Origin of the sequence: Noviherbaspirillum pedocola, assembly GCF_016632335.1 — a bacterium.
Classification (GTDB): domain Bacteria; phylum Pseudomonadota; class Gammaproteobacteria; order Burkholderiales; family Burkholderiaceae_D; genus Noviherbaspirillum_A; species Noviherbaspirillum_A pedocola.
Map to the genome: position 1 here is coordinate 123,949 of NZ_JAEPBG010000007.1, position 16,598 is coordinate 140,546.

The window sequence follows — 16,598 nt, forward strand, 5'->3', positions numbered from 1 at the left end:
CATGCGAAATATTTCCAATAAGAAAACATGGCATGCGCAAGTTGGTATTCCACGCCTCAGGAAGACAAGCGCACGATCTGCCCGTCCATTCGTGGCAGCCACTTGCGCAGGATCTGATACACATCGCGATCAAAGCGCCGCCGGCCGCGCGCAGTAAGAATCGTTGGATCATCGCGCGCATCGATCGTGCCGAGGTAAGCCCAGGCATCGATCACGTGCAGGCTCTCGCCTTCGCGGATACCGATTGCCCCCGCATACGGCCAGGCCTGCAGGCGCATGTTCTCGAGCGCCGCGCGCACTCGGGCATTGTGTTCTTCCACCGGTTCGCGTCCGGCGCATACACCGAGGCATTTCTTCACCTGGCTGGCGAAGCAGGCCTTGCCCGCGCGTCGCTTTTCCAGGCCCAATTCCTGATGGCATAGCGCATGCGCATCGGCGATGGCTTTCATCGCCTCGGTCGCCTTGCGGCGGCTGGTGTAGAGCCCGTACAGCTCGGGATCGTGGCCAAAGAACAGGTCCTCGGTATCGGCCAGTGCCAGCTTCACACGACCGTCGCGCTGCAGCAGCCGCCAGGAACAGATTTCTTCGTTCTGGCGCAGCTTGACGTTTTGCGCCGGCATCAGGCGCTTGACCAGGTCGGCCTCCTTCAACAAGGCGCCCAGCTCGCCAGCCGCATGGATCCACTCGATGCGCTCGACCTGCTGCGACAGCGCCTGCTCCTTCGACGACGAATGGTCGGTGCTGAAGTGCGCCAGCACGCGGCGCCGCAGATTGTTTGCCTTGCCGATGTACAGCGGCAGATCGTTTTCGCCATAGAACAGATAAACGCCATGACTGGAGGGCAGCGCGTCGATCTGCAGCGCATCGAGTCGCGACGGCGCGGTCGGACGGCTCAGCAGCCGGTCCACCGCATCCTGGATCACTTCGGCACTGTGCTCGTCACCGAGCTTTTGCCAGAACTGCCAGATCAGTTGCGCGTCGCCGAGCGCGCGATGGCGCTGGCTTACCTGCAGCCGGTGCCGCTCCACCAACGTATCCAGGTTGTGCCGCGCAAAGCCGGGAAACAGCTTGCGCGACAGCCTTACCGTGCACAACACCGCCGGGCGGAAGTCGTGTCCGGTGCGGCGGAATTCATTCTTCAGGAAACCATGGTCGAAGCGCGCATTGTGCGCAATGAAGATGCGGTCGGCGAGGCGTTCATGGACCTGCTCGGCCAGTTCGGCAAAAGTCGGCGCGTCGGCGACCATCTCATTGGTAATGCCGGTCAGCGACTGGATGAATGGCGGTATCGGCATCTCGGGATTGACCAGGCTGCTCCATTCGCGCACGCCGGCTTCATCGACCTCGATGATGCCGATCTCGGTAATGCGATCGCTAGTGGCGGTGCCGCCGGTGGTCTCGAGGTCGACGAAAGCCAGGCGGGAAAGAGAGGACTTGGGCAAGGCGGGTACCGGAAAAAATGGCGGGCGGATGACGAACTGTATGCCCACACAGTATGCGGGCATGCCCCCGGTTTCACAAGACTGTGCAAATGACAAGCTGCGACGTTGCAGGTTTCATGTGCCGCGCCGATGCCGGGCGAAGAAATCCCACATCATCGCGCTGGCATCGGGCCCGATGCCAGAATGGTATTTGACATGAGCATCGCCGCCGCTCCACGCATGCTCGAGGCCGTGGATCTCGCATACCCGCAGCAGCAGCTTGCGGCCGCGCCAGCCATCCTGCAACCGATACGCATGCGCGGCGCGCTGGCCGCCGCGCGCGGCCTTTTCACTGAGTCGCATAGCGTCGGGTTCGATCGCGTTCAACACGCGGAACTGCGCGGCGAGCTGTTCCAGGTTGACATGGCGTACCACCCTGTCCTCTCGGCCATGAATCAGAATGGCAGGCATGCCGGGAAAGCCGGGCTTGCGCTGCAGGAGTTCCGCGATCGCCGCCTGAGCCTCGCGCGCGCCGCCGAACTGCATGACGCCCATGGCCGCGGCGCGGTTGCGGCTGGCCCCGAATACCGCGCCGGAATGCAGGCCGACCGCCGCAAACAATTCCGGATGATTCAGCGCGACGATCTGCGCCATGCCGGCCCCCGCGGACAGGCCGGCGATATAGATGCGGCTGCGATCAATGGCATAGGAAGCGCAAGCGCGCGTGACGATGCCAACGATACGCTCGGCGTCCTCGGCCCCTTCCTGGGTATGGCGTTCATACCAATGCCAGCAGCGCTGCGGATGGCCACGCGGCGTCTGCTGCGGATACAGCACGGCAAAGCCTTCGCGTTCGGCCAGCCAGTTCATGCGCGTGCCTTGTGCGAAGCCGGGTGCGGTCTGCTCGCAGCCGTGCAGCATCACCACCAGCGGCAATGGCGGGCCGGCTGCGCTTTTCGGCAGATAGAGCCAGTAAGGCATGCGCCGCAACGGCGCGCGTGGCGAGGACAGCGCGTAGGTGTAGGCCATCCACTTGCCGGGCAGGCGACTCGCCTCATCGACCGGGAAAGCCGGTCCCGGCGCCGGTTTAGCCGCAGTTCTTGCGGATTTAGCCGCCACGCCTGACACGCTCGCCGTTTTGGCAGCCTTGCGTCGCGGCGTTGCCGGCTTCGGCGCCTGCGGCAGCAGACTGTCGAGGAGCCGCTTCTGCGTCTGGCGCTGTGCCTTTGCGGCCACCTTGAAGCTGGCCAGCCAGAGCTTGGTGAAATTCTTCATGATGCCGGCAAGCGGGAGGACGCGGCGCTCTGGCCTCAGTAGGCCGGCGTCACCGACACATTGACGCGCAACGTCGAGCCCGGATCCTGCTGCATCACGGTGGAATAGCTGCGACCGTTGTACTGGTAAGCCACGTCATAGCCGGCGGCGCGCTCGACGGTGCGCTCCACCGTGTGGCAGCGGCGCACCTGACGTTCGATCGGGCCCGGCGGCATCGGCGGATTGGCATTGTTGGCCACACTGTCGCCGACCAGCGCACCGCCGACGGCACCGATTGCGGTAGCGGCCGCGCGGCCATTGCCGCCGCCGACCTGGTTGCCGAGTATGCCGCCGGCCACGCCGCCGATGAGCACGCCCGCCAGATTGCGCTGCTGCGGCGCGGGGGCCGCCTGCACTTGCTCGACTTCCATCCGGCATTCCTCCTGTGGCGTTCTGACCTGCTCATACCTCGGCGTGACCCGTGTCACGCGCGCGGTGTCCTGATAGACCGCTGGCGGCGCATATCCGCCCTGCGGCGCCGCCGGTGCGGGCATGCGCTCATCCTGCCCATAGCGGTAATCCTGCCCATAGCGATAGTCCTGCGCGTCGGCCTGGCTGCAGGCCAAGGCAAAAGAAACGGCAGCGCTGGCGAGCGCGATGACGGTAGCTGATTTCATGAATGTCCTTTGCGTGCGAAATGAAAAGTCTGTTGCCCGGAAAACATAACTTGGTTCCCGGAAAAACTTTCCGGCTTTTACAAACGCATACAGATCACTGATGCATACAAGCTGCCTACGGGACCCTTCATCAACGGATGAAGTTCCGCACTGCACAAAAGAAGGGGAAACCCTCTTCCCGTTTAATCTTGCATGCCAAAAATGATGAAAAAAATACAGGTAAGTTGTGCAAACTCCACATCGCAACAGATGGTCTCCGCTACGCTGCATTCATTGTTTCTATATCAATATCAACTTCTTAGCTGCCATGCCCTTGTCTGGCATGCCACTTGCAGTGCGGAAGGAAATATCAACAAATACGAGCACGCAGGAAGGAGCGATCATGGAAACCAGTTATCCGGCAGATCTGTCATCGAGCGTTGAATCCGAAGCCGAAGACGCGGCGAATTCCGGCAACGAGGCGCAATATCTGCGCAGCGAACTTGCCGACCTGAAAAAAGATCTGAATGCGCTGCTGGCAAAAGCCAGCGCCCTCGCGGACCGCGAGATTCGCAATGCCTGGAGCCAGCTCAATGGCCAGTTCGGCAATGTGCAGGGCACAGCGCGCGACATGGCGGGGCAAGCGGGAGATCAACTTTCGCGCGGCATCGACTTCACCAGCGACTACGTGCGCGACAAGCCGATGCAATCGCTGGCCATCGCCGCCGGCGTTGGCCTTTTAATCGGCATGCTGCGCCGCTGAATGCGGACCGACGAATCCACGCGGAGCCTTATGTGTTCGAGAAGCTGAAAAAATCCAAGCAACTGTCCCTGATGATGTTCGAGCGGGCCAGCGATTACCTCTCGCTGGTCGGCATCGAAGCCAAGATCCAGGGCACGCTCCTGATCAAGCAAGTCGTCGGTTATGCAATCGCCGCCCTGTTCGGCCTGATCTCGCTATTGTTCCTTGGCGCGGCGGTCATCATCACATTCTGGGAGACGGATTACCGCATCCTCGTGGCCTGGCTGGTGTTCGCGGTCTTTCTGATCGTGGCCGGCATAGGCGTATTCATCGCGCGCAAGCATGTATCGCCGCAAGCGCCGTTCAACGCGGTGCGTAATGAGCTGCAACGCGATATCGACCTGGTCAAGGAAAGTCTATGAAGGAAGCAAAGGCGCCGCAGGACATGTCTCTGGAAGAGCAACGCGATGCGCTGCTCATGCGCATCCATGCCAGCAGGGAGGAATACCGGCAGCAGATGCATGCGGTGGACGCCGGCCGGCCAACGCCGACCATGAAGGAAATGATGCATCAGCCACAGCAGCATCCGTTTCCGCAGAGCCAGACCATGCGCTGGGTGCTGGCCCATCCGGGGCTGGTCGTGGGCGCGCTGGCGGTGATGGTGCTGATCGGTCCGCGCCGCGCCATCAATGGCTTGGCGCGCACCGGACCGCTGATCAGCAGCGCCACCGCGGGCCTGACGATGCTGTTGCAGGACCCGGCCAAGATGCGCATGGCCGGACGCGGCATCGCGGCCATGCGCGAAGTCATGCGTGGGCGGCAGCCGTTCGTCTGAGCGACTGCTGCAAGGCATGCCGCGGCTTTCCTGGCGGCGAAGATCACACAGGAAAGGCGTTCGGAGCATTCCGGCGCTGCAGCGACCGCATTGGCCAAGGCGCTCCGTGAGCTGAGGGCCGTGCGTTTGCGCTCAACTTTATTTACATACTAGAAAGGGGAAACATCATGAAAAAACTGTACGCGACCTTCGGCATGCTGATGGTGATCGGTCTGGCTGGCTGCAACACGATGAAGGGCATGGGCCAGGACGTGGAACGCGGCGGCGAGAAGGTTCAGGACGCGGCCCAGAAGCAGCAGAACAAGTAAGTCGCTTCGGCCTGTTTCCGCAAGCGGATCAGGCTGGATCAAGCCGGGTCAAGCCGGATCAAGCCATATCGAAGCCCGGGGCACGGGTCGTTCGATTGTCTTGATCCGGAAGCAGCCCGGCAATCGTCACACCGGATTCCAATACCTACCGCATTGCCTCGTGTGATATCCGCGCAAGCCGCCCTGCATGCAAGACAGATGCGAATTCATTTGCCGGTCTTCTCGCCGGCACTTCCCTCACCTGAGTTTCCGGCGTCATTGCCGCCGCCATTGCCGTTGTTTGCAGTCGGCCAGACAAACACGGCGCGCCCTGCCTCTTTCCCGCCCGCGGCAACCGAGCGGGTCAGCGTCTTGCCATGGTAGTCCGCCTTGACCTTGTAGCTTCCTTTGCCGGACACGTTCACCAGCATCATCGGGCCGTCGCAATCGGTTTGCAGCACTGATTTGCCATGGGCGTCATTGATCTCCACATGCACGCCCGCCAGGTAGCTGCCGTCGCGCGCGGCGAAGGTCAGCAGCAGGCCGCCCTTGGCCGCTTCCTGCTTCAGATAATTCGATTCATCGAGGCCGACGCCGCCGCACAGATAGCTCACGCCGTTCTCGGTCTTCGGTTGCAGCGGCTGGGCCAGCGCCGTGGCGCTCGCGAGCAGCAGGGCCAGTGGCACGATGCGTCCTCGCAGTCCTGTCCGTGTCATCGCTCTATCTCCTTCATGCTTTTACCCTTATGCGGCGCGGCTGAAAATGCTGCGCGCGCTTCAGGTACGAATTACAAGCCGCGGCGCCTCATCGGCCTTGTCAACTCCCTCTCCTTCGACGAAGAACGCGCGCTGGCGCGAATCTGACTGATAGATCGCATGCATCAGCTTCGCGCCTCCAGCGGCTTCGGCATGCGGCCTTGGCGGCTGCGGCGCCACGGGATTGTCCATGGATTTGCTGCAGGCGCTCACTGCGCCGGCGACAAGCGCCGCAATCGCCATGGTGCGCAGCAAGGCGCGCGGGCTCAGCAAATCGTCCTCTTCAGTGTCCGGCATCGAAACTCCTGGTATCGGTGTAGCGGGACAAGGTAGCGCCTGTCCCGGCATGGATGATCAATATTCCCTGACCCATGCAAAGCGCATGCCGAGCCTTGCACCGACGTTCAATCGGGCGATTCACCAGGCCTGCATCGACCAGCGCCTCTCAACAATCACAATTCAAGAGCGGCCTCGGTCGTATTGCCCTGCTTCTTCGCGCGCCTTTCCTCGCTGCGCTTGTTGCGCCGATAGATCAGCTGGCCCGTGATGGCCACCAGCAGCATGAAGCCGTTTGTAGCGACGAATACCCAGTTATCTACGAGAAAGCTGTACAGCACGAAACCGGCGGAAGCGGCGAGCTGCCCGATGAACAGCCATTTCGACACGCCGGCCGTGCTGCGCGTCTTCCATTGGGTATAGACCTGGCGCGAAATCGTCAGGATCAGAATCAGCGCGCTGATCCAGCCGGTGAGATCAGTCAGCATGACGCAACTCCTTCATCAATTCTCCTCATTCATGTGGGCCTGCGCCCGAAGCGACTGCGCTTGGCATACAGCTCCATCAAGGGCGTAGCGGAAATGCCGTGGATGACGATGGACATCGCGATCACCGTCAGCACGATGGATGTGAAGCGTTCATTCAGATCCGGCAGCCATGGAAACTGCAGCGCATACAGCAGGTAGTACAACGAGCCGATGCCACGTATGCCGAACCAGGCCATCAGGCCGTTCTGCAGCCGTGTACACCCGATGCCATAAAGTGCAGGTAGCACCGACAGGGGTCGCACCACCACGAAGATCAGCGCGGCCAGCGCGGCGCCCTCGGCCGACAGTCCGGTGCCCGACAGCAGCACGCCGATGATCAGCACCATCGCGAATTCCGCCAGGTGTTCGAGCTGCTGATTGAAACCGAGCACCACCTCGGTCATGTAGGCCGGCGCCTTCTTCGGATCGACCGCGACCTCCTCGCGCTGGCTGACCTGTATTGCGCCCAGCACTTCGTCCGGTTTTTCCGGCCCACTCGTCTGCGATTCCACATTGCGTACCGCAACCCCCGCGGCAAACACCGCGACGAAGCCGATGCCATGCACCAGGTGCGCAAGCCCATAGGACACCGCGATCAACCCCAGGGTCAGAAACTCTTCCATGCCGACCGCGAAGCGGCGCTTGCGGCGCAATTCGATGACGACCTTCGCCGTGATCCACCCGGCCAGGCCACCGATGGCCAGGCCGGCCGCAAAGCCCCACATCGCATCGAGCAGACCGCGCAGGCTGGCGTAATCGACGGCCTGGTCCACGCCGCACAATGCCAGGCCCAGCATCACGAACGGATAGGTCGTACCGTCGTTCATGCCGCCTTCGCCGGACAGGCCAAAGCGGATGCGGTCGCGGTCGCCTACGTCATGGATCTGCACGTCCGACGCAAGAATCGGATCGGTAGGCGCGAGGATCGCTGCCAACAGCACCGATGCGCCCAGCGGCAGGCCGAGCAGATAATGCGCAGCCAGCGCAATGAGCAGAATCGTGATCAGCATTGCCGCGATGCCAAGCCGCAGCGGCAACAGCCACAGCTTGTCGGCAAGCGGCACCCGCAGCTTCAGGCCGACAGTGAACAGCGAAACGAGCAGGGCCACTTCGGTGATCGTGGTCAGGAACGTCGCGTGCCGCACCGGATCCAGGCGCAGCAGACCAAAGCCGGAAGGACCAATTGCATAGCCGATAGGAAGGTAGAACATCGCCGGGCTGACCGGCCAGCGCCGCAGCACCGATTCGATCAGTCCCATGGAAATCAGCAGCGCGCCGATGAGCAGGTACCAGATAACGGTGGTATCGATAAAGACTCCGTGGAGGTGTTCCTGTGTGATTGAAATGCGTGCCGCCTCATCCGATGTCGACGCGCCGTCCGCCGACGGCCGACGGATCGGGCATGGCGAAGGAGATTTCGAGTACGCCATCGCGCATTGCCGCTTCGGCGGTGTCGGCATTCACGCCCTCGGGCAGAGGAATGCTGCGGTGAAACGGTCCATAGCTGCGCTCGGAGCGCCGAAAGCCGGGGACCTCGGGCCGCGCCGGGGGCTCGCGCCGTTCTCCTTCGACGGTGACCTTGTCGCGCTGTATCAGCAGCTGCACATCCTGGCGCGGTATGCCAGGCAGATCGATGCAGATCAGTAGCCGGTCGTCGCGCTGCGTAATCTCCACCGCCGGCATCCACTTGCCGGCGACACCGCCTTCGCCGAAGCGCGCAGCGATCGGACGGCCAATGTAACGGCTGAACAGCCCGTCCATCTCCTCGGTCATCTTCTTCACCAGCGCCATCGGATCTTCCCAGCCGGCGAACTGGCTGCGCAGCCAGGCTTGCGCGCCGCTTCTGCTTTCGCTGCGCGCATGCGCCGAATCGCCCTGCGCCTCCTGTGCCGTATCGGAACCGTTCTGCGCCTCCACCATCTGCCTGAAGCGCGCCAGGTCCTGCGCGATGCGCTGCGTCATTGCGCCTTCCTTGTCGATTGGAATCGCATCGAATTCCATGTGCATGCGCAGGCGCGTCACGTTCGGCCGCAGCGGCTCGAACGCCAGGCTGCCGCGATGCCGGCCATCGATCTCACGCCAGCTGATGAGCTGATCCGGTATGCGTTCGATGAATTCGGTGTCCCACTCCACTTCCTGCTCATGCCGTTCGGCGCGCCAGTGCAGATGCGAGGCATCACGCTCCTGCACTTCGCGCACGCCCTCCATGAAGCGTGGATAGTCCTCGAAGCGCAGCCATTGGTTGTATGCCGCATGCACCGGCACATTCACATCGATCGTCTGTTCCAGGGTAGCCATGTTCCTCTCCCGCTAAGCTTGGCAGACCGCGCCGCATGCACGGTCAGAGCCGCATCGATGGCATCGGTTCCGCTCGACTAGCACGGCGGCAATCGCATTGCCGCAGCAGGCAGGGGCACGCTACACGCAGGTGAAGTACACCAGGCGCGACAGCGCCGAGTCGAAATACAGCGCATGCCAGGGAATGGCGATGAGCGCATTGCCCGGACGCGACAGCAGCATCACATAGCGCAAACGGCGGCTGCGGGTGTCGATCAGGATGGAGCGCACCGCGCCTATCCATTCGCCCGCGGCAGTCACCACCGGGCAGCCCTGCAGCATCTCGGTGGCGCTGGCATCGCGGGCAAACAGGCTGGAGAACCGCGGTTTGCACGAGCGCGCCGGGTTGGCATCAGAACCGCCTTTCAGGATGCGCAGCATGCCGCGCGCTCGTTTCCTGTCCGTTTCCATGCTGCTTTCCATGGGTAAGCTCTGCAGAAACCCGATTGCCTCGATACCCACTCACAGGCAACAAACATGCCCAGCGACAGCTCGGCCGGCTTGATGCATGGGCATGCGGCAAGCCGGTAAATTTTGCGCGCAATCGCGGTAAAGACTGCAGGTATGACAAGACTGTTTGTGCGAGCACCGGCTGCTCACGCCGACATCACCAGCAAACAAGCGTCGATATCATGCCTTGCGGCGCTGGCACGAAGCTTGCGGGAATACTGGTTTTATCTTCAGGAGACAGGCATGGCGCGACCGGCATCCGTGATCATCGACATGCTCAGCGAAGATCACGACCGGCTGCTTGTGCTATTCACCGCGTTCCAGGGAATGCGGGAAAGCGCGAGCCCGGAATCCAAGCAAACCTTAGTGGAAATCACCTGCACCGAGCTTGTCATCCATGCGCAAATCGAGGAGGAGCATCTCTACCCGGCACTGGCGCAAGCACTCGATGATGACTTCCTGCTGGAACTGGCCGAAGTCGAGCACTCTCTGGTACGCCGGCTCGTGGGAGAACTGGAAACCATGCAAGCGCAGGACAGGCTCTACGACGCCACCTTCACGGTGCTGTCGGAAACGATGCGCCGCCACATCGAAGAGGAACAGACACGCCTGTTTCCACGCATATTGCGCATGGATATGCCGATGGAAAGGCTGGCGCAGGAAATGGCTTTCCGGCGCACCGAACTGCGCAGTGAATTCGGCATGCTCGACCCAGAAGGCGATGATGAGGACGATGGCTTTCGCTTTCGCGTCAACCGCAGGAGCCAGTATCGGCATCACTGATTGCACCGCTGATTACGCCGCCAATCGCATCGCAGAGCGCACTTCCGCGCTTCTCAATACGTGTGCATCGCTTGCGCGCCATAGGAAGCCGATTCGGGAAATGCCCGCATGACAGGCTAGGCGCAGACGATAGCAGTGCGCACAGTCTGCACCAGGTCTGGCGCGGCCCGCTTGGCCGCGCCAGGTTGAAGTGCTTAGTGGCCGGTTCCGCCGCTCGAACCCGACGTGCCGCCGGTCGTGCTGCTGCCGGTTGCGCCCGAGGTGCTGGAGCTGCCCGAAGTGCCGCCGGCGCCGGTGCTGCCCGTGGTGCCGGTATCGCCGCTGGTGCCGCCCGCACCGGTGGTGCCCGGCGCCGCGGCGCCACCCGAAGCGCCTGCGCCCGGTCCGGCTCCAGTGCCTGCGCCGGCATCGCTGCTGGTGCTGCCGGTCGCGCCCGTGCCGCTGGTGCTACCCGTGCTGGCGCCGCCGGTCGCCCCCGCGCCGCCAGCCGTGCCGGTACCTGTTCCGCCCGCGGACGAACCGCCGGAGGTGCCGCCGGTCGAGCTGGAACTGGTTGACGCAGCCGGGCCGGTGCCGCTGCCGGCGCCGGTATCAGAGGATTTCTTCTCACAGCCTGCGACAAGAACGGTCAGCGCGGCGGCTGCCAGCATGACCTTGGACACTTCGGAGAACGATCGCATTTTTCTCACCTCTCAAAAAGTTTTCAGAAACGACATCGTTGACTGCCTGCTGCCATAGAAGTTTCTCAAGCAGATCGCCGCGACCGGTACGGTCATGACCAGCTCGCCGGCATGGCGACCCGGACGCGGCGAGCGCTCCGACATATGCATGGAAGATGGCGCACGGCCACGCTCCATGGCTGCCAGCAAGGCAGGTTTCATGCCAAGTGTGAAATCAAGCCCGAAATTCGGATTTGCAAACTATTGAGGGTTTTGTCGCGGGGAGATGCAGCCGCCGGGGTAAAACTTACCGGCAGCGCAGGCAGTGCTTACACTGCCGCGGCCGGCAACGCCGCCAGGGCTTCGAGCAGCAGATCGGGATCATTCGCGGCAAGCCGACGCGGGTCGGAGAGCCTCTGTCGGAACAGCCGCGCGCCGGGCATGCCGGCGGTCAAACCGAGCATATGCCGGGTAATGCTGTTCAGGCGCAGGCCCTGGGCGCGGCCATTGCTGCCATCGCCGCCATGACGCGCGAGCTGAGCAGCACAGTAATCGCGCATGGCTGCGATCACTTCTTCGCGATTCGTTTCGCGTGTGGCGTCGCCGTAGTAGCGCGCATCGAATGGCGCCATCAGCCAGGGGTTGTGATAAGCCTCGCGCCCGAGCATGACGCCATCGACTTCACGCAGATGGGCATCGATCTCTTCGAGCGTGCGCACGCCGCCGTTGATGATGATTTCGAGATCCGGGAAATCGCGCTTCAGGCGATACGCATATTCGTAGCGCAGCGGCGGTATCTCACGGTTTTCCTTGGGCGACAGGCCCTTGAGGATGGCATTGCGCGCATGGACGATAAAGGTACGGCACCCCGCATCGGCAATGGTGCCGACGAAATCGCGCACGAAGTCATAGGCTTCCTGCTGATCGATGCCGATGCGGTGCTTGACCGTGACATCGATATCGACCGCGTCGCGCATGGCCTTCACGCAATCGGCCACCAGCCGTGGTTCGGCCATCAGACAGGCGCCAAAGGCGCCGCGCTGGACCCGCTCCGACGGACAGCCGCAATTCAGATTGACTTCGTCATAACCCCATTTCTGTGCCAGGCGCGCGCACTGCGCAAGGTCTTCCGGCTCGCTGCCGCCGAGCTGCAGAGCGACCGGATGCTCTTCTTCATTGAAGTCGAGATGGCGCGCGACATCGCCATGGATCAGCGCGCCGGTGGTCACCATCTCGGTGTAGAGCCAGGTATGGCGCGTGATCTGGCGGTGGAACATGCGGCAATGACGGTCAGTCCAGTCCATCATCGGCGCGACCGACACGCGCCTGCCGCTGTTGATTGTGCTCACCTTGCTGACCACGTCGCCCTGAGCCGCTTGCTGTATCGTTGATTGCATCTATCTTGTTCGCCTGCGCGGTCCCCGCTGCGTGACGCGCGAAGACAGCGCAGGCCTGTCCCTGAAAAACATGAGAACCGTCGGCACACTGCCGCTTGCGGCCGCGAGGCCGGCGTATCGATCACAGGAAACATGCCGGGATGCCGCGGGTTGCGGCCGGAGATGCGGGGGAGTCGACGACGGATGAAAGCCGAATTCTATAACGGCGCGCCGTGTGCGGCACTTTGCACGCCATGTCGGGAGATGCAGGAGTCCCCTACTTCCTACATCGGATTAAGCGTTTCTCTGACTAACAGCGCCTGCGCGAGCGAGTAAGCTCCAGTTGTGTCGCGAGCCGGATGCAGCATACCGGCGACGGCCGACGACATTATGTAACAGGAGACCACCATGCTGACAGTGCGGGTATCGCCGACGGAAGTCCAGATCGATGCGATGGTCTATACCTTTGCAGACGCCGATACCGCCGATCGCTTCTTCATGGCGGATACGCGGGGCGGCGCGCAGGCGATCCTCTATGAATTGCGCGCGATTCGATCCCGGCCGATCGATTGCGACCATGAACTCGGCCGCTTTCCGGAATGAGCGACAAGGGCGCCCGGTGAGCTTGAAACGGCGCCACGGCGCCCTGCCCTGCAACACGATCCATTTCGCTTGTTTATCTGGATGGAAGCAATGAATCTGAATGAACTCGAATCTGCGGTAGCAACCGCCTTCCCCATCTTCAAGAAGTATTCGCCGAACCCGGCTGTCACGCTGTCTTCCGGACCGGCGCCGATCTGCCTGCAAGACTTCCTGTTCACCGCGATGTCCGAAAGCGATCGAAATACACTCAAGGCCGCCGGCTGGCGAACCAATGGCTACGTCGCCTGGTATTACCAGCCATAGCGCCTTTGCGCTGTCATAAGCAAATGTGAATCGCTTGTTTAACAACGCCGCTGCGACTGCCTAGAATCGACGCTCCTCGATCACCACAGGGAGCACGATGCATGGACAGCGCGACAGATAGCCGACCCACCACAACAGCGCATACGACGCCGGCCTGGCTCAGCACCTCTTTTCAGCCGACGCCTTCACTACTGCTCAGAAGCCGCTCGGCGCCTACGCTGCTCATACGCCACGATGCGGCAAGCCAGGCCCGTGCGCGGCTGCTCGCGCACCCTCTGGTGCGCGGCGTGGGCGGATCCGGTGAAACCTTTCATGCGTTGCGCGCGATGGCCGCTGGCCGAAAGGTCGTGCTACCGCTGTTCTGGGGTTTTCGCAAGCTCGACGACGCCAGGCCGGGACTGCATGGCGCCGAACGGCACACCATGCGCGCCTATATCGATCTGGTCGCGTCGCTGGGCCAGCAGTGCCAGAGCGTGCTGATCCTGGCCGATGAACATGCCAGGCACAACGGCATCGATGAAGCGACCTGGCGTCCGTATTACGCGGCGGTGGCCGAGCATGCGGCGTCGCTGGGGCTGCAGGTACGCTATCTGTCGGACATCTTCAAGTCGCTCGGCATCTGCCGCGCCGGGCTCGAGGAAGCCGGCCGACTCCTGGTGGAGCGGCCCAGGGGAGAGAAGAGAGAGGGCGCGATCCGGCTTACCGGCGGCGAATGGTCGCAATTGAAGCGGCACGCAGAGCACCTGTGCAAGCGCTTCCCCGAGCAGTTTCCGCCACCGCGGGGCGAGTCGAAGAAGCGCGCGCTCTACGATCCGCGCGCACTGGCCTATGCGCGGTTCCGTGCGGCCGAGGGGCAAATTCTGCTGCCGCGACTGACGAGAGCATTTGATGGCGCTGCGGTGCTCCCGGTACACGTGACCGGCCCGGAAAGCGAGCGCATCGGCGTGCGGGGCCTGGCGATCATGGCGAAGGATGAACACGGCGCCAACACCGTGCATATTCCATGGAAATGAGATGGCGGCCCGGCACATCGGCATCGGACCGCCATCTCAAGGTATCGAACTGCGCGAGGCGAAGACATCGATGATGTCCGCGCGACGCGCTGGATGCAGCCCGGGTTGCAGCAGGCTTAAGGGCTTCAACGGCCGCGGGAAAACTTCTGCGCCAGCTGGTTCAGCTTTTCCATGCTCTGCTTCTTCACTTCCTCGGCGCGCTCGGCCTCGCGCTGGGCGCGGCGCTGTTCGGCTTCGCGCTTGAAGCGCTCGCGCAGCGTTTCGGCCGCATGGTTGCGATGGGTTTCACTGACCTCGCCTTCCGGGCTGCCATCGAGATTGAAGCGCTCCTTGGCCTTCTCCAGCGATTTCAGGTAGCGCAGCGAATTCGTGTGTATGCCGAGCGCAATGCGCAACACCTTGCGGTCCGTGCCCGGCAGGCGGGACAAGAGCTGCTTGTCGATGCCTATCGACAGCGGCAGCGCCTGCTTGAACACAGGGAAGTTCGCCTGCAGTTCCTTCAGCAAAGCGCGGGCCGACTGGGCCGGGGTGGGAGCGGGATTCGGTGCGTTCATGGACATCCGGGCAGAGTGGAAAATTGCGGGAGCATAGCACGTTGGAGCTTATGCACCCTGGCCAGCCTCACGGTGCCGGGCGCAGTGCCGCCGGCACTGCGTTGCGCCCCTGCGGGGAGGGCAAAGGCTTGCGTGCCCGGGCCGGCGACGATCGTCAACGGCACAGCGGCATGGCAGCGATGCGACCGACTCAGGAAAACAGTTCTACGTCGCCGCCTATCCTGCCGCCGGACAGCGTGCTTGCATAATCCTGCTCGCGATTGACCAGCGTATTGTTGTTGAGTTCACGCAGCTTCTTCACCAGCACGCGGCCGGTGCGCGGGAAGTAATACACCTTGCGCGGATGGATGTCGTTCAGGTCTTCGGCGAGGATGGGAATGTTTTCCGCGCGCAGATACTGCCGCACGAAGCTTGCATTGCGCTCGCCGACATTGAGCGCGGTCAGGCCGCGCAGCACATTGCCGCCGCCGAACACCTTCGCTTCCAGGTTCTCGCGCCGCGCGCCGGTTTTCAGCAACTCGTTGATCAGCACTTCCATCGCATAGGTGCCGTAGCGGGCGGACGCGGACACAGGACCGTCTTCATTGTTCTCCGGCAGCATGAAGTGGTTCATGCCGCCGATGCCGGACACCCGATCACGGATGCAGGCCGCCACGCAGGAGCCAAGCACGGTGACGATCATCATGTCCTTCATCGTGCAGTAGAACTCGCCGGGCAGGATCTTGGCGGCATCGCAGTCGAAGCTGCGGTCATAGTAGACATTGGTGGCGAAATGCTCGCGAGCGGTCTTGTTCATGAATTCTCGAATGCTCGGATGCTCAGGGGCGGTTCGCGGCGAGCTGGTAGACGGTCTTGGCGCGCAGTTTGAACGCGTTGGTCACGTACAGGAAGTTTTCGGAATGCCCCGCGAACAGCAGGCCATCGCTCTTCATCAGCGGCGCAAAACGCTCCAGGATGCGACCCTGCGTCGGCTTGTCGAAATAGATCATCACGTTGCGGCAGAAAATGACATCAAACGCGGATGATACCTGCCACGAGGCGTCAAGCAGGTTGAGCTGACGAAAGGTGATGAGTTTTCTCAGCTCCGGGCGCACCCGAACCAGGCCTTCCTTGGCGCCGGTGCCCTTCAGGAAGAAGCGTTTCAGCCGCTCGGGAGACAGCCGCTCGACGCGCTCCATCGGATACACGCCCGCCTCGGCGGTGGCCAGCACATTGGTATCGATGTCGGTGGCGAGAATCTGCGCCGGCGGCGTCAGGGTGCCGAAGGCTTCGCACAACGTCATCGCGATCGAATACGGTTCCTCTCCGGTGGAGCTGGCGCAGCACCAGATCTGCACCGCATCGCGCTGGCGCACATGGTCGGCCAGCACCGGGAAGTGATGCTCTTCGCGGAAAAAGGATGTCAGGTTCGTGGTCAGCGAATTGGTGAAGGCTTCCCATTCGGCGTCGTCGCCATTGCGCTCGAGCGCGTCGAGATAGCCTTCGAACGAGTTCATGCCCACCGCGCGCAACCGGCGCGCCAGGCGGCTGTACACCATTTCCTGCTTGCCCGCGGCAAGCGCAATGCCCGCGCGCCGGTAAATCAGCGCGCGCACCCGCTCGAAATCGCGCGGCGTGAAGTCGAATTCCTTTAGTCCATCAGGGCGCGTCTGGCGACCGGGTTTCATGCGTAGTCCTTTTGGCAGCGTGGTGAAGGAAGCGAAGCGCAAGCCGGTCCGGAGTCGGCTCGATGCGCCCGCGATGCTGCGATGGCCCTTTAACGGCAGC

At 62.5% G+C, this 16,598-nt stretch carries 23 protein-coding genes; 8 read left to right on the top strand and 15 right to left on the bottom strand.

Annotated features, from left to right (window positions below):
- Window positions 1-56: 56 nt before the first annotated feature.
- The 3 genes from JJB74_RS17055 to JJB74_RS17065 form a co-directional block, all read right to left on the bottom strand.
- Window positions 57-1,442, bottom strand: a complete 1,386-nt coding sequence (locus JJB74_RS17055) for a 3'-5' exonuclease family protein (RefSeq protein WP_234484247.1) — start codon at window positions 1,440-1,442, stop codon at window positions 57-59.
- A 114-nt stretch (window positions 1,443-1,556) separates the two neighbouring features.
- On the bottom strand, window positions 1,557-2,696 hold the full coding sequence (locus JJB74_RS17060) for an extracellular catalytic domain type 1 short-chain-length polyhydroxyalkanoate depolymerase (RefSeq protein ID WP_200593688.1): 1,140 nt from the start codon (window positions 2,694-2,696) through the stop codon (window positions 1,557-1,559).
- A 35-nt stretch (window positions 2,697-2,731) separates the two neighbouring features.
- Window positions 2,732-3,352, bottom strand: coding sequence for a glycine zipper 2TM domain-containing protein (locus JJB74_RS17065; protein ID WP_200593690.1), 621 nt, complete (start codon window positions 3,350-3,352; stop codon window positions 2,732-2,734).
- A 382-nt stretch (window positions 3,353-3,734) separates the two neighbouring features.
- On the opposite strand from JJB74_RS17065, the gene JJB74_RS17070 reads away from it, so the two are divergent.
- The 4 genes from JJB74_RS17070 to JJB74_RS17085 all read left to right on the top strand — a co-directional run bounded on the left by JJB74_RS17070 (window position 3,735) and on the right by JJB74_RS17085 (window position 5,216).
- Window positions 3,735-4,094: a DUF883 family protein gene (locus JJB74_RS17070; RefSeq protein WP_200593691.1), complete on the top strand. Its 360-nt coding sequence runs from the start codon at window positions 3,735-3,737 to the stop codon at window positions 4,092-4,094.
- 32 nt (window positions 4,095-4,126) lie between these two features.
- A complete protein-coding gene (locus JJB74_RS17075) occupies window positions 4,127-4,495 on the top strand; it encodes a phage holin family protein (RefSeq protein ID WP_200593693.1) in 369 nt (122 codons plus the stop codon).
- On the top strand, window positions 4,492-4,908 hold the full coding sequence (locus tag JJB74_RS17080; protein ID WP_200593696.1) for a hypothetical protein: 417 nt from the start codon (window positions 4,492-4,494) through the stop codon (window positions 4,906-4,908). Before JJB74_RS17075 ends, JJB74_RS17080 begins: the two co-directional genes overlap by 4 nt.
- A 167-nt stretch (window positions 4,909-5,075) precedes the next feature.
- Window positions 5,076-5,216 (top strand): entericidin A/B family lipoprotein, encoded by a 141-nt coding sequence (locus JJB74_RS17085; RefSeq protein ID WP_200593698.1) that lies wholly within the window; start codon window positions 5,076-5,078, stop codon window positions 5,214-5,216.
- Window positions 5,217-5,422: 206 nt separating this feature from the next.
- On the opposite strand, the gene JJB74_RS17090 is transcribed toward JJB74_RS17085, so the two are convergent.
- The 6 genes from JJB74_RS17090 to JJB74_RS17115 form a co-directional block, all read right to left on the bottom strand.
- The gene (locus tag JJB74_RS17090) at window positions 5,423-5,911 is read right to left on the bottom strand and encodes a carboxypeptidase regulatory-like domain-containing protein (protein WP_200593700.1); all 489 of its coding nucleotides are present in this window, start codon (window positions 5,909-5,911) and stop codon (window positions 5,423-5,425) included.
- A 60-nt stretch (window positions 5,912-5,971) separates the two neighbouring features.
- Entirely contained in the window at window positions 5,972-6,247 is a 276-nt protein-coding gene (locus JJB74_RS17095) for a hypothetical protein (RefSeq protein WP_200593702.1), read from the bottom strand.
- A 155-nt stretch (window positions 6,248-6,402) separates the two neighbouring features.
- On the bottom strand, window positions 6,403-6,714 hold the full coding sequence (locus JJB74_RS17100; RefSeq protein ID WP_200593704.1) for a SemiSWEET family transporter: 312 nt from the start codon (window positions 6,712-6,714) through the stop codon (window positions 6,403-6,405).
- Between the two features lie 29 nt (window positions 6,715-6,743).
- Window positions 6,744-8,012, bottom strand: a complete 1,269-nt coding sequence (locus tag JJB74_RS17105) for a cation:proton antiporter (protein ID WP_234484264.1) — start codon at window positions 8,010-8,012, stop codon at window positions 6,744-6,746.
- Between the two features lie 97 nt (window positions 8,013-8,109).
- On the bottom strand, window positions 8,110-9,051 hold the full coding sequence (locus JJB74_RS17110) for an Hsp20 family protein (RefSeq protein WP_200593708.1): 942 nt from the start codon (window positions 9,049-9,051) through the stop codon (window positions 8,110-8,112).
- A 120-nt stretch (window positions 9,052-9,171) separates the two neighbouring features.
- Window positions 9,172-9,501 carry a PRC-barrel domain-containing protein gene (locus JJB74_RS17115; RefSeq protein WP_200593710.1) on the bottom strand — a complete coding sequence of 110 codons (330 nt, stop codon included), beginning with the start codon at window positions 9,499-9,501 and terminating at the stop codon, window positions 9,172-9,174.
- A 282-nt stretch (window positions 9,502-9,783) separates the two neighbouring features.
- On the opposite strand from JJB74_RS17115, the gene JJB74_RS17120 reads away from it, so the two are divergent.
- Window positions 9,784-10,323 carry a hemerythrin domain-containing protein gene (locus JJB74_RS17120; protein WP_200593712.1) on the top strand — a complete coding sequence of 180 codons (540 nt, stop codon included), beginning with the start codon at window positions 9,784-9,786 and terminating at the stop codon, window positions 10,321-10,323.
- A 194-nt stretch (window positions 10,324-10,517) separates the two neighbouring features.
- Here the strand turns inward: JJB74_RS17120 and JJB74_RS17125 are convergent, their stop codons facing one another.
- From JJB74_RS17125 to dusA, 3 genes are all read right to left on the bottom strand, one after another.
- Window positions 10,518-11,003 carry a hypothetical protein gene (locus tag JJB74_RS17125; protein ID WP_200593714.1) on the bottom strand — a complete coding sequence of 162 codons (486 nt, stop codon included), beginning with the start codon at window positions 11,001-11,003 and terminating at the stop codon, window positions 10,518-10,520.
- 12 nt (window positions 11,004-11,015) lie between these two features.
- The gene (locus JJB74_RS17130; protein ID WP_200593716.1) at window positions 11,016-11,192 is read right to left on the bottom strand and encodes a hypothetical protein; all 177 of its coding nucleotides are present in this window, start codon (window positions 11,190-11,192) and stop codon (window positions 11,016-11,018) included.
- A 119-nt stretch (window positions 11,193-11,311) separates the two neighbouring features.
- Entirely contained in the window at window positions 11,312-12,379 is a 1,068-nt protein-coding gene (gene dusA, locus JJB74_RS17135; RefSeq protein WP_200593718.1) for a tRNA dihydrouridine(20/20a) synthase DusA, read from the bottom strand.
- A 387-nt stretch (window positions 12,380-12,766) separates the two neighbouring features.
- Between dusA and JJB74_RS17140 the strand changes: the two genes are divergently transcribed.
- The 3 genes from JJB74_RS17140 (at window position 12,767) to JJB74_RS17150 (ending at window position 14,277) form a co-directional block, all read left to right on the top strand.
- Complete coding sequence (locus JJB74_RS17140; protein WP_200593720.1) at window positions 12,767-12,961, top strand: hypothetical protein; 195 nt, start codon at window positions 12,767-12,769, stop codon at window positions 12,959-12,961.
- Between the two features lie 90 nt (window positions 12,962-13,051).
- Complete coding sequence (locus JJB74_RS17145; protein WP_200593722.1) at window positions 13,052-13,264, top strand: hypothetical protein; 213 nt, start codon at window positions 13,052-13,054, stop codon at window positions 13,262-13,264.
- 101 nt (window positions 13,265-13,365) lie between these two features.
- The gene (locus JJB74_RS17150) at window positions 13,366-14,277 is read left to right on the top strand and encodes a hypothetical protein (protein ID WP_200593724.1); all 912 of its coding nucleotides are present in this window, start codon (window positions 13,366-13,368) and stop codon (window positions 14,275-14,277) included.
- 125 nt (window positions 14,278-14,402) lie between these two features.
- Here JJB74_RS17150 and JJB74_RS17155 read toward each other — a convergent pair whose 3' ends face one another.
- The 3 genes from JJB74_RS17155 to JJB74_RS17165 all read right to left on the bottom strand — a co-directional run bounded on the left by JJB74_RS17155 (window position 14,403) and on the right by JJB74_RS17165 (window position 16,498).
- Window positions 14,403-14,831 (bottom strand): ProQ/FINO family protein, encoded by a 429-nt coding sequence (locus JJB74_RS17155; RefSeq protein ID WP_234484248.1) that lies wholly within the window; start codon window positions 14,829-14,831, stop codon window positions 14,403-14,405.
- 190 nt (window positions 14,832-15,021) lie between these two features.
- Window positions 15,022-15,627 carry a chemoreceptor glutamine deamidase CheD gene (gene cheD, locus JJB74_RS17160; protein WP_200593728.1) on the bottom strand — a complete coding sequence of 202 codons (606 nt, stop codon included), beginning with the start codon at window positions 15,625-15,627 and terminating at the stop codon, window positions 15,022-15,024.
- Between the two features lie 22 nt (window positions 15,628-15,649).
- Window positions 15,650-16,498 (bottom strand): CheR family methyltransferase, encoded by an 849-nt coding sequence (locus tag JJB74_RS17165; protein WP_200593730.1) that lies wholly within the window; start codon window positions 16,496-16,498, stop codon window positions 15,650-15,652.
- Window positions 16,499-16,598 lie beyond the last annotated feature (100 nt).

What these genes read in the sequence shown, in the direction of transcription:
- JJB74_RS17060 (WP_200593688.1), bottom strand. Translation starts at nt 2,696, where the DNA reads ATGAAGAATTTCACCAAGCTCTGGCTGGCCAGCTTCAAGGTGGCCGCA.
- JJB74_RS17065 (WP_200593690.1), bottom strand. Translation starts at nt 3,352, where the DNA reads ATGAAATCAGCTACCGTCATCGCGCTCGCCAGCGCTGCCGTTTCTTTT.
- JJB74_RS17070 (WP_200593691.1), top strand. Translation starts at nt 3,735, where the DNA reads ATGGAAACCAGTTATCCGGCAGATCTGTCATCGAGCGTTGAATCCGAA.
- JJB74_RS17080 (WP_200593696.1), top strand. Translation starts at nt 4,492, where the DNA reads ATGAAGGAAGCAAAGGCGCCGCAGGACATGTCTCTGGAAGAGCAACGC.
- JJB74_RS17085 (WP_200593698.1), top strand. Translation starts at nt 5,076, where the DNA reads ATGAAAAAACTGTACGCGACCTTCGGCATGCTGATGGTGATCGGTCTG.
- JJB74_RS17090 (WP_200593700.1), bottom strand. Translation starts at nt 5,911, where the DNA reads ATGACACGGACAGGACTGCGAGGACGCATCGTGCCACTGGCCCTGCTG.
- JJB74_RS17095 (WP_200593702.1), bottom strand. Translation starts at nt 6,247, where the DNA reads ATGCCGGACACTGAAGAGGACGATTTGCTGAGCCCGCGCGCCTTGCTG.
- JJB74_RS17100 (WP_200593704.1), bottom strand. Translation starts at nt 6,714, where the DNA reads ATGCTGACTGATCTCACCGGCTGGATCAGCGCGCTGATTCTGATCCTG.
- JJB74_RS17105 (WP_234484264.1), bottom strand. Translation starts at nt 8,012, where the DNA reads ATGGGACTGATCGAATCGGTGCTGCGGCGCTGGCCGGTCAGCCCGGCG.
- JJB74_RS17110 (WP_200593708.1), bottom strand. Translation starts at nt 9,051, where the DNA reads ATGGCTACCCTGGAACAGACGATCGATGTGAATGTGCCGGTGCATGCG.
- JJB74_RS17115 (WP_200593710.1), bottom strand. Translation starts at nt 9,501, where the DNA reads ATGGAAACGGACAGGAAACGAGCGCGCGGCATGCTGCGCATCCTGAAA.
- JJB74_RS17120 (WP_200593712.1), top strand. Translation starts at nt 9,784, where the DNA reads ATGGCGCGACCGGCATCCGTGATCATCGACATGCTCAGCGAAGATCAC.
- JJB74_RS17125 (WP_200593714.1), bottom strand. Translation starts at nt 11,003, where the DNA reads ATGCGATCGTTCTCCGAAGTGTCCAAGGTCATGCTGGCAGCCGCCGCG.
- dusA (WP_200593718.1), bottom strand. Translation starts at nt 12,379, where the DNA reads ATGCAATCAACGATACAGCAAGCGGCTCAGGGCGACGTGGTCAGCAAG.
- JJB74_RS17140 (WP_200593720.1), top strand. Translation starts at nt 12,767, where the DNA reads ATGCTGACAGTGCGGGTATCGCCGACGGAAGTCCAGATCGATGCGATG.
- JJB74_RS17145 (WP_200593722.1), top strand. Translation starts at nt 13,052, where the DNA reads ATGAATCTGAATGAACTCGAATCTGCGGTAGCAACCGCCTTCCCCATC.
- JJB74_RS17150 (WP_200593724.1), top strand. Translation starts at nt 13,366, where the DNA reads ATGGACAGCGCGACAGATAGCCGACCCACCACAACAGCGCATACGACG.
- JJB74_RS17155 (WP_234484248.1), bottom strand. Translation starts at nt 14,831, where the DNA reads ATGAACGCACCGAATCCCGCTCCCACCCCGGCCCAGTCGGCCCGCGCT.
- cheD (WP_200593728.1), bottom strand. Translation starts at nt 15,627, where the DNA reads ATGAACAAGACCGCTCGCGAGCATTTCGCCACCAATGTCTACTATGAC.
- JJB74_RS17165 (WP_200593730.1), bottom strand. Translation starts at nt 16,498, where the DNA reads ATGAAACCCGGTCGCCAGACGCGCCCTGATGGACTAAAGGAATTCGAC.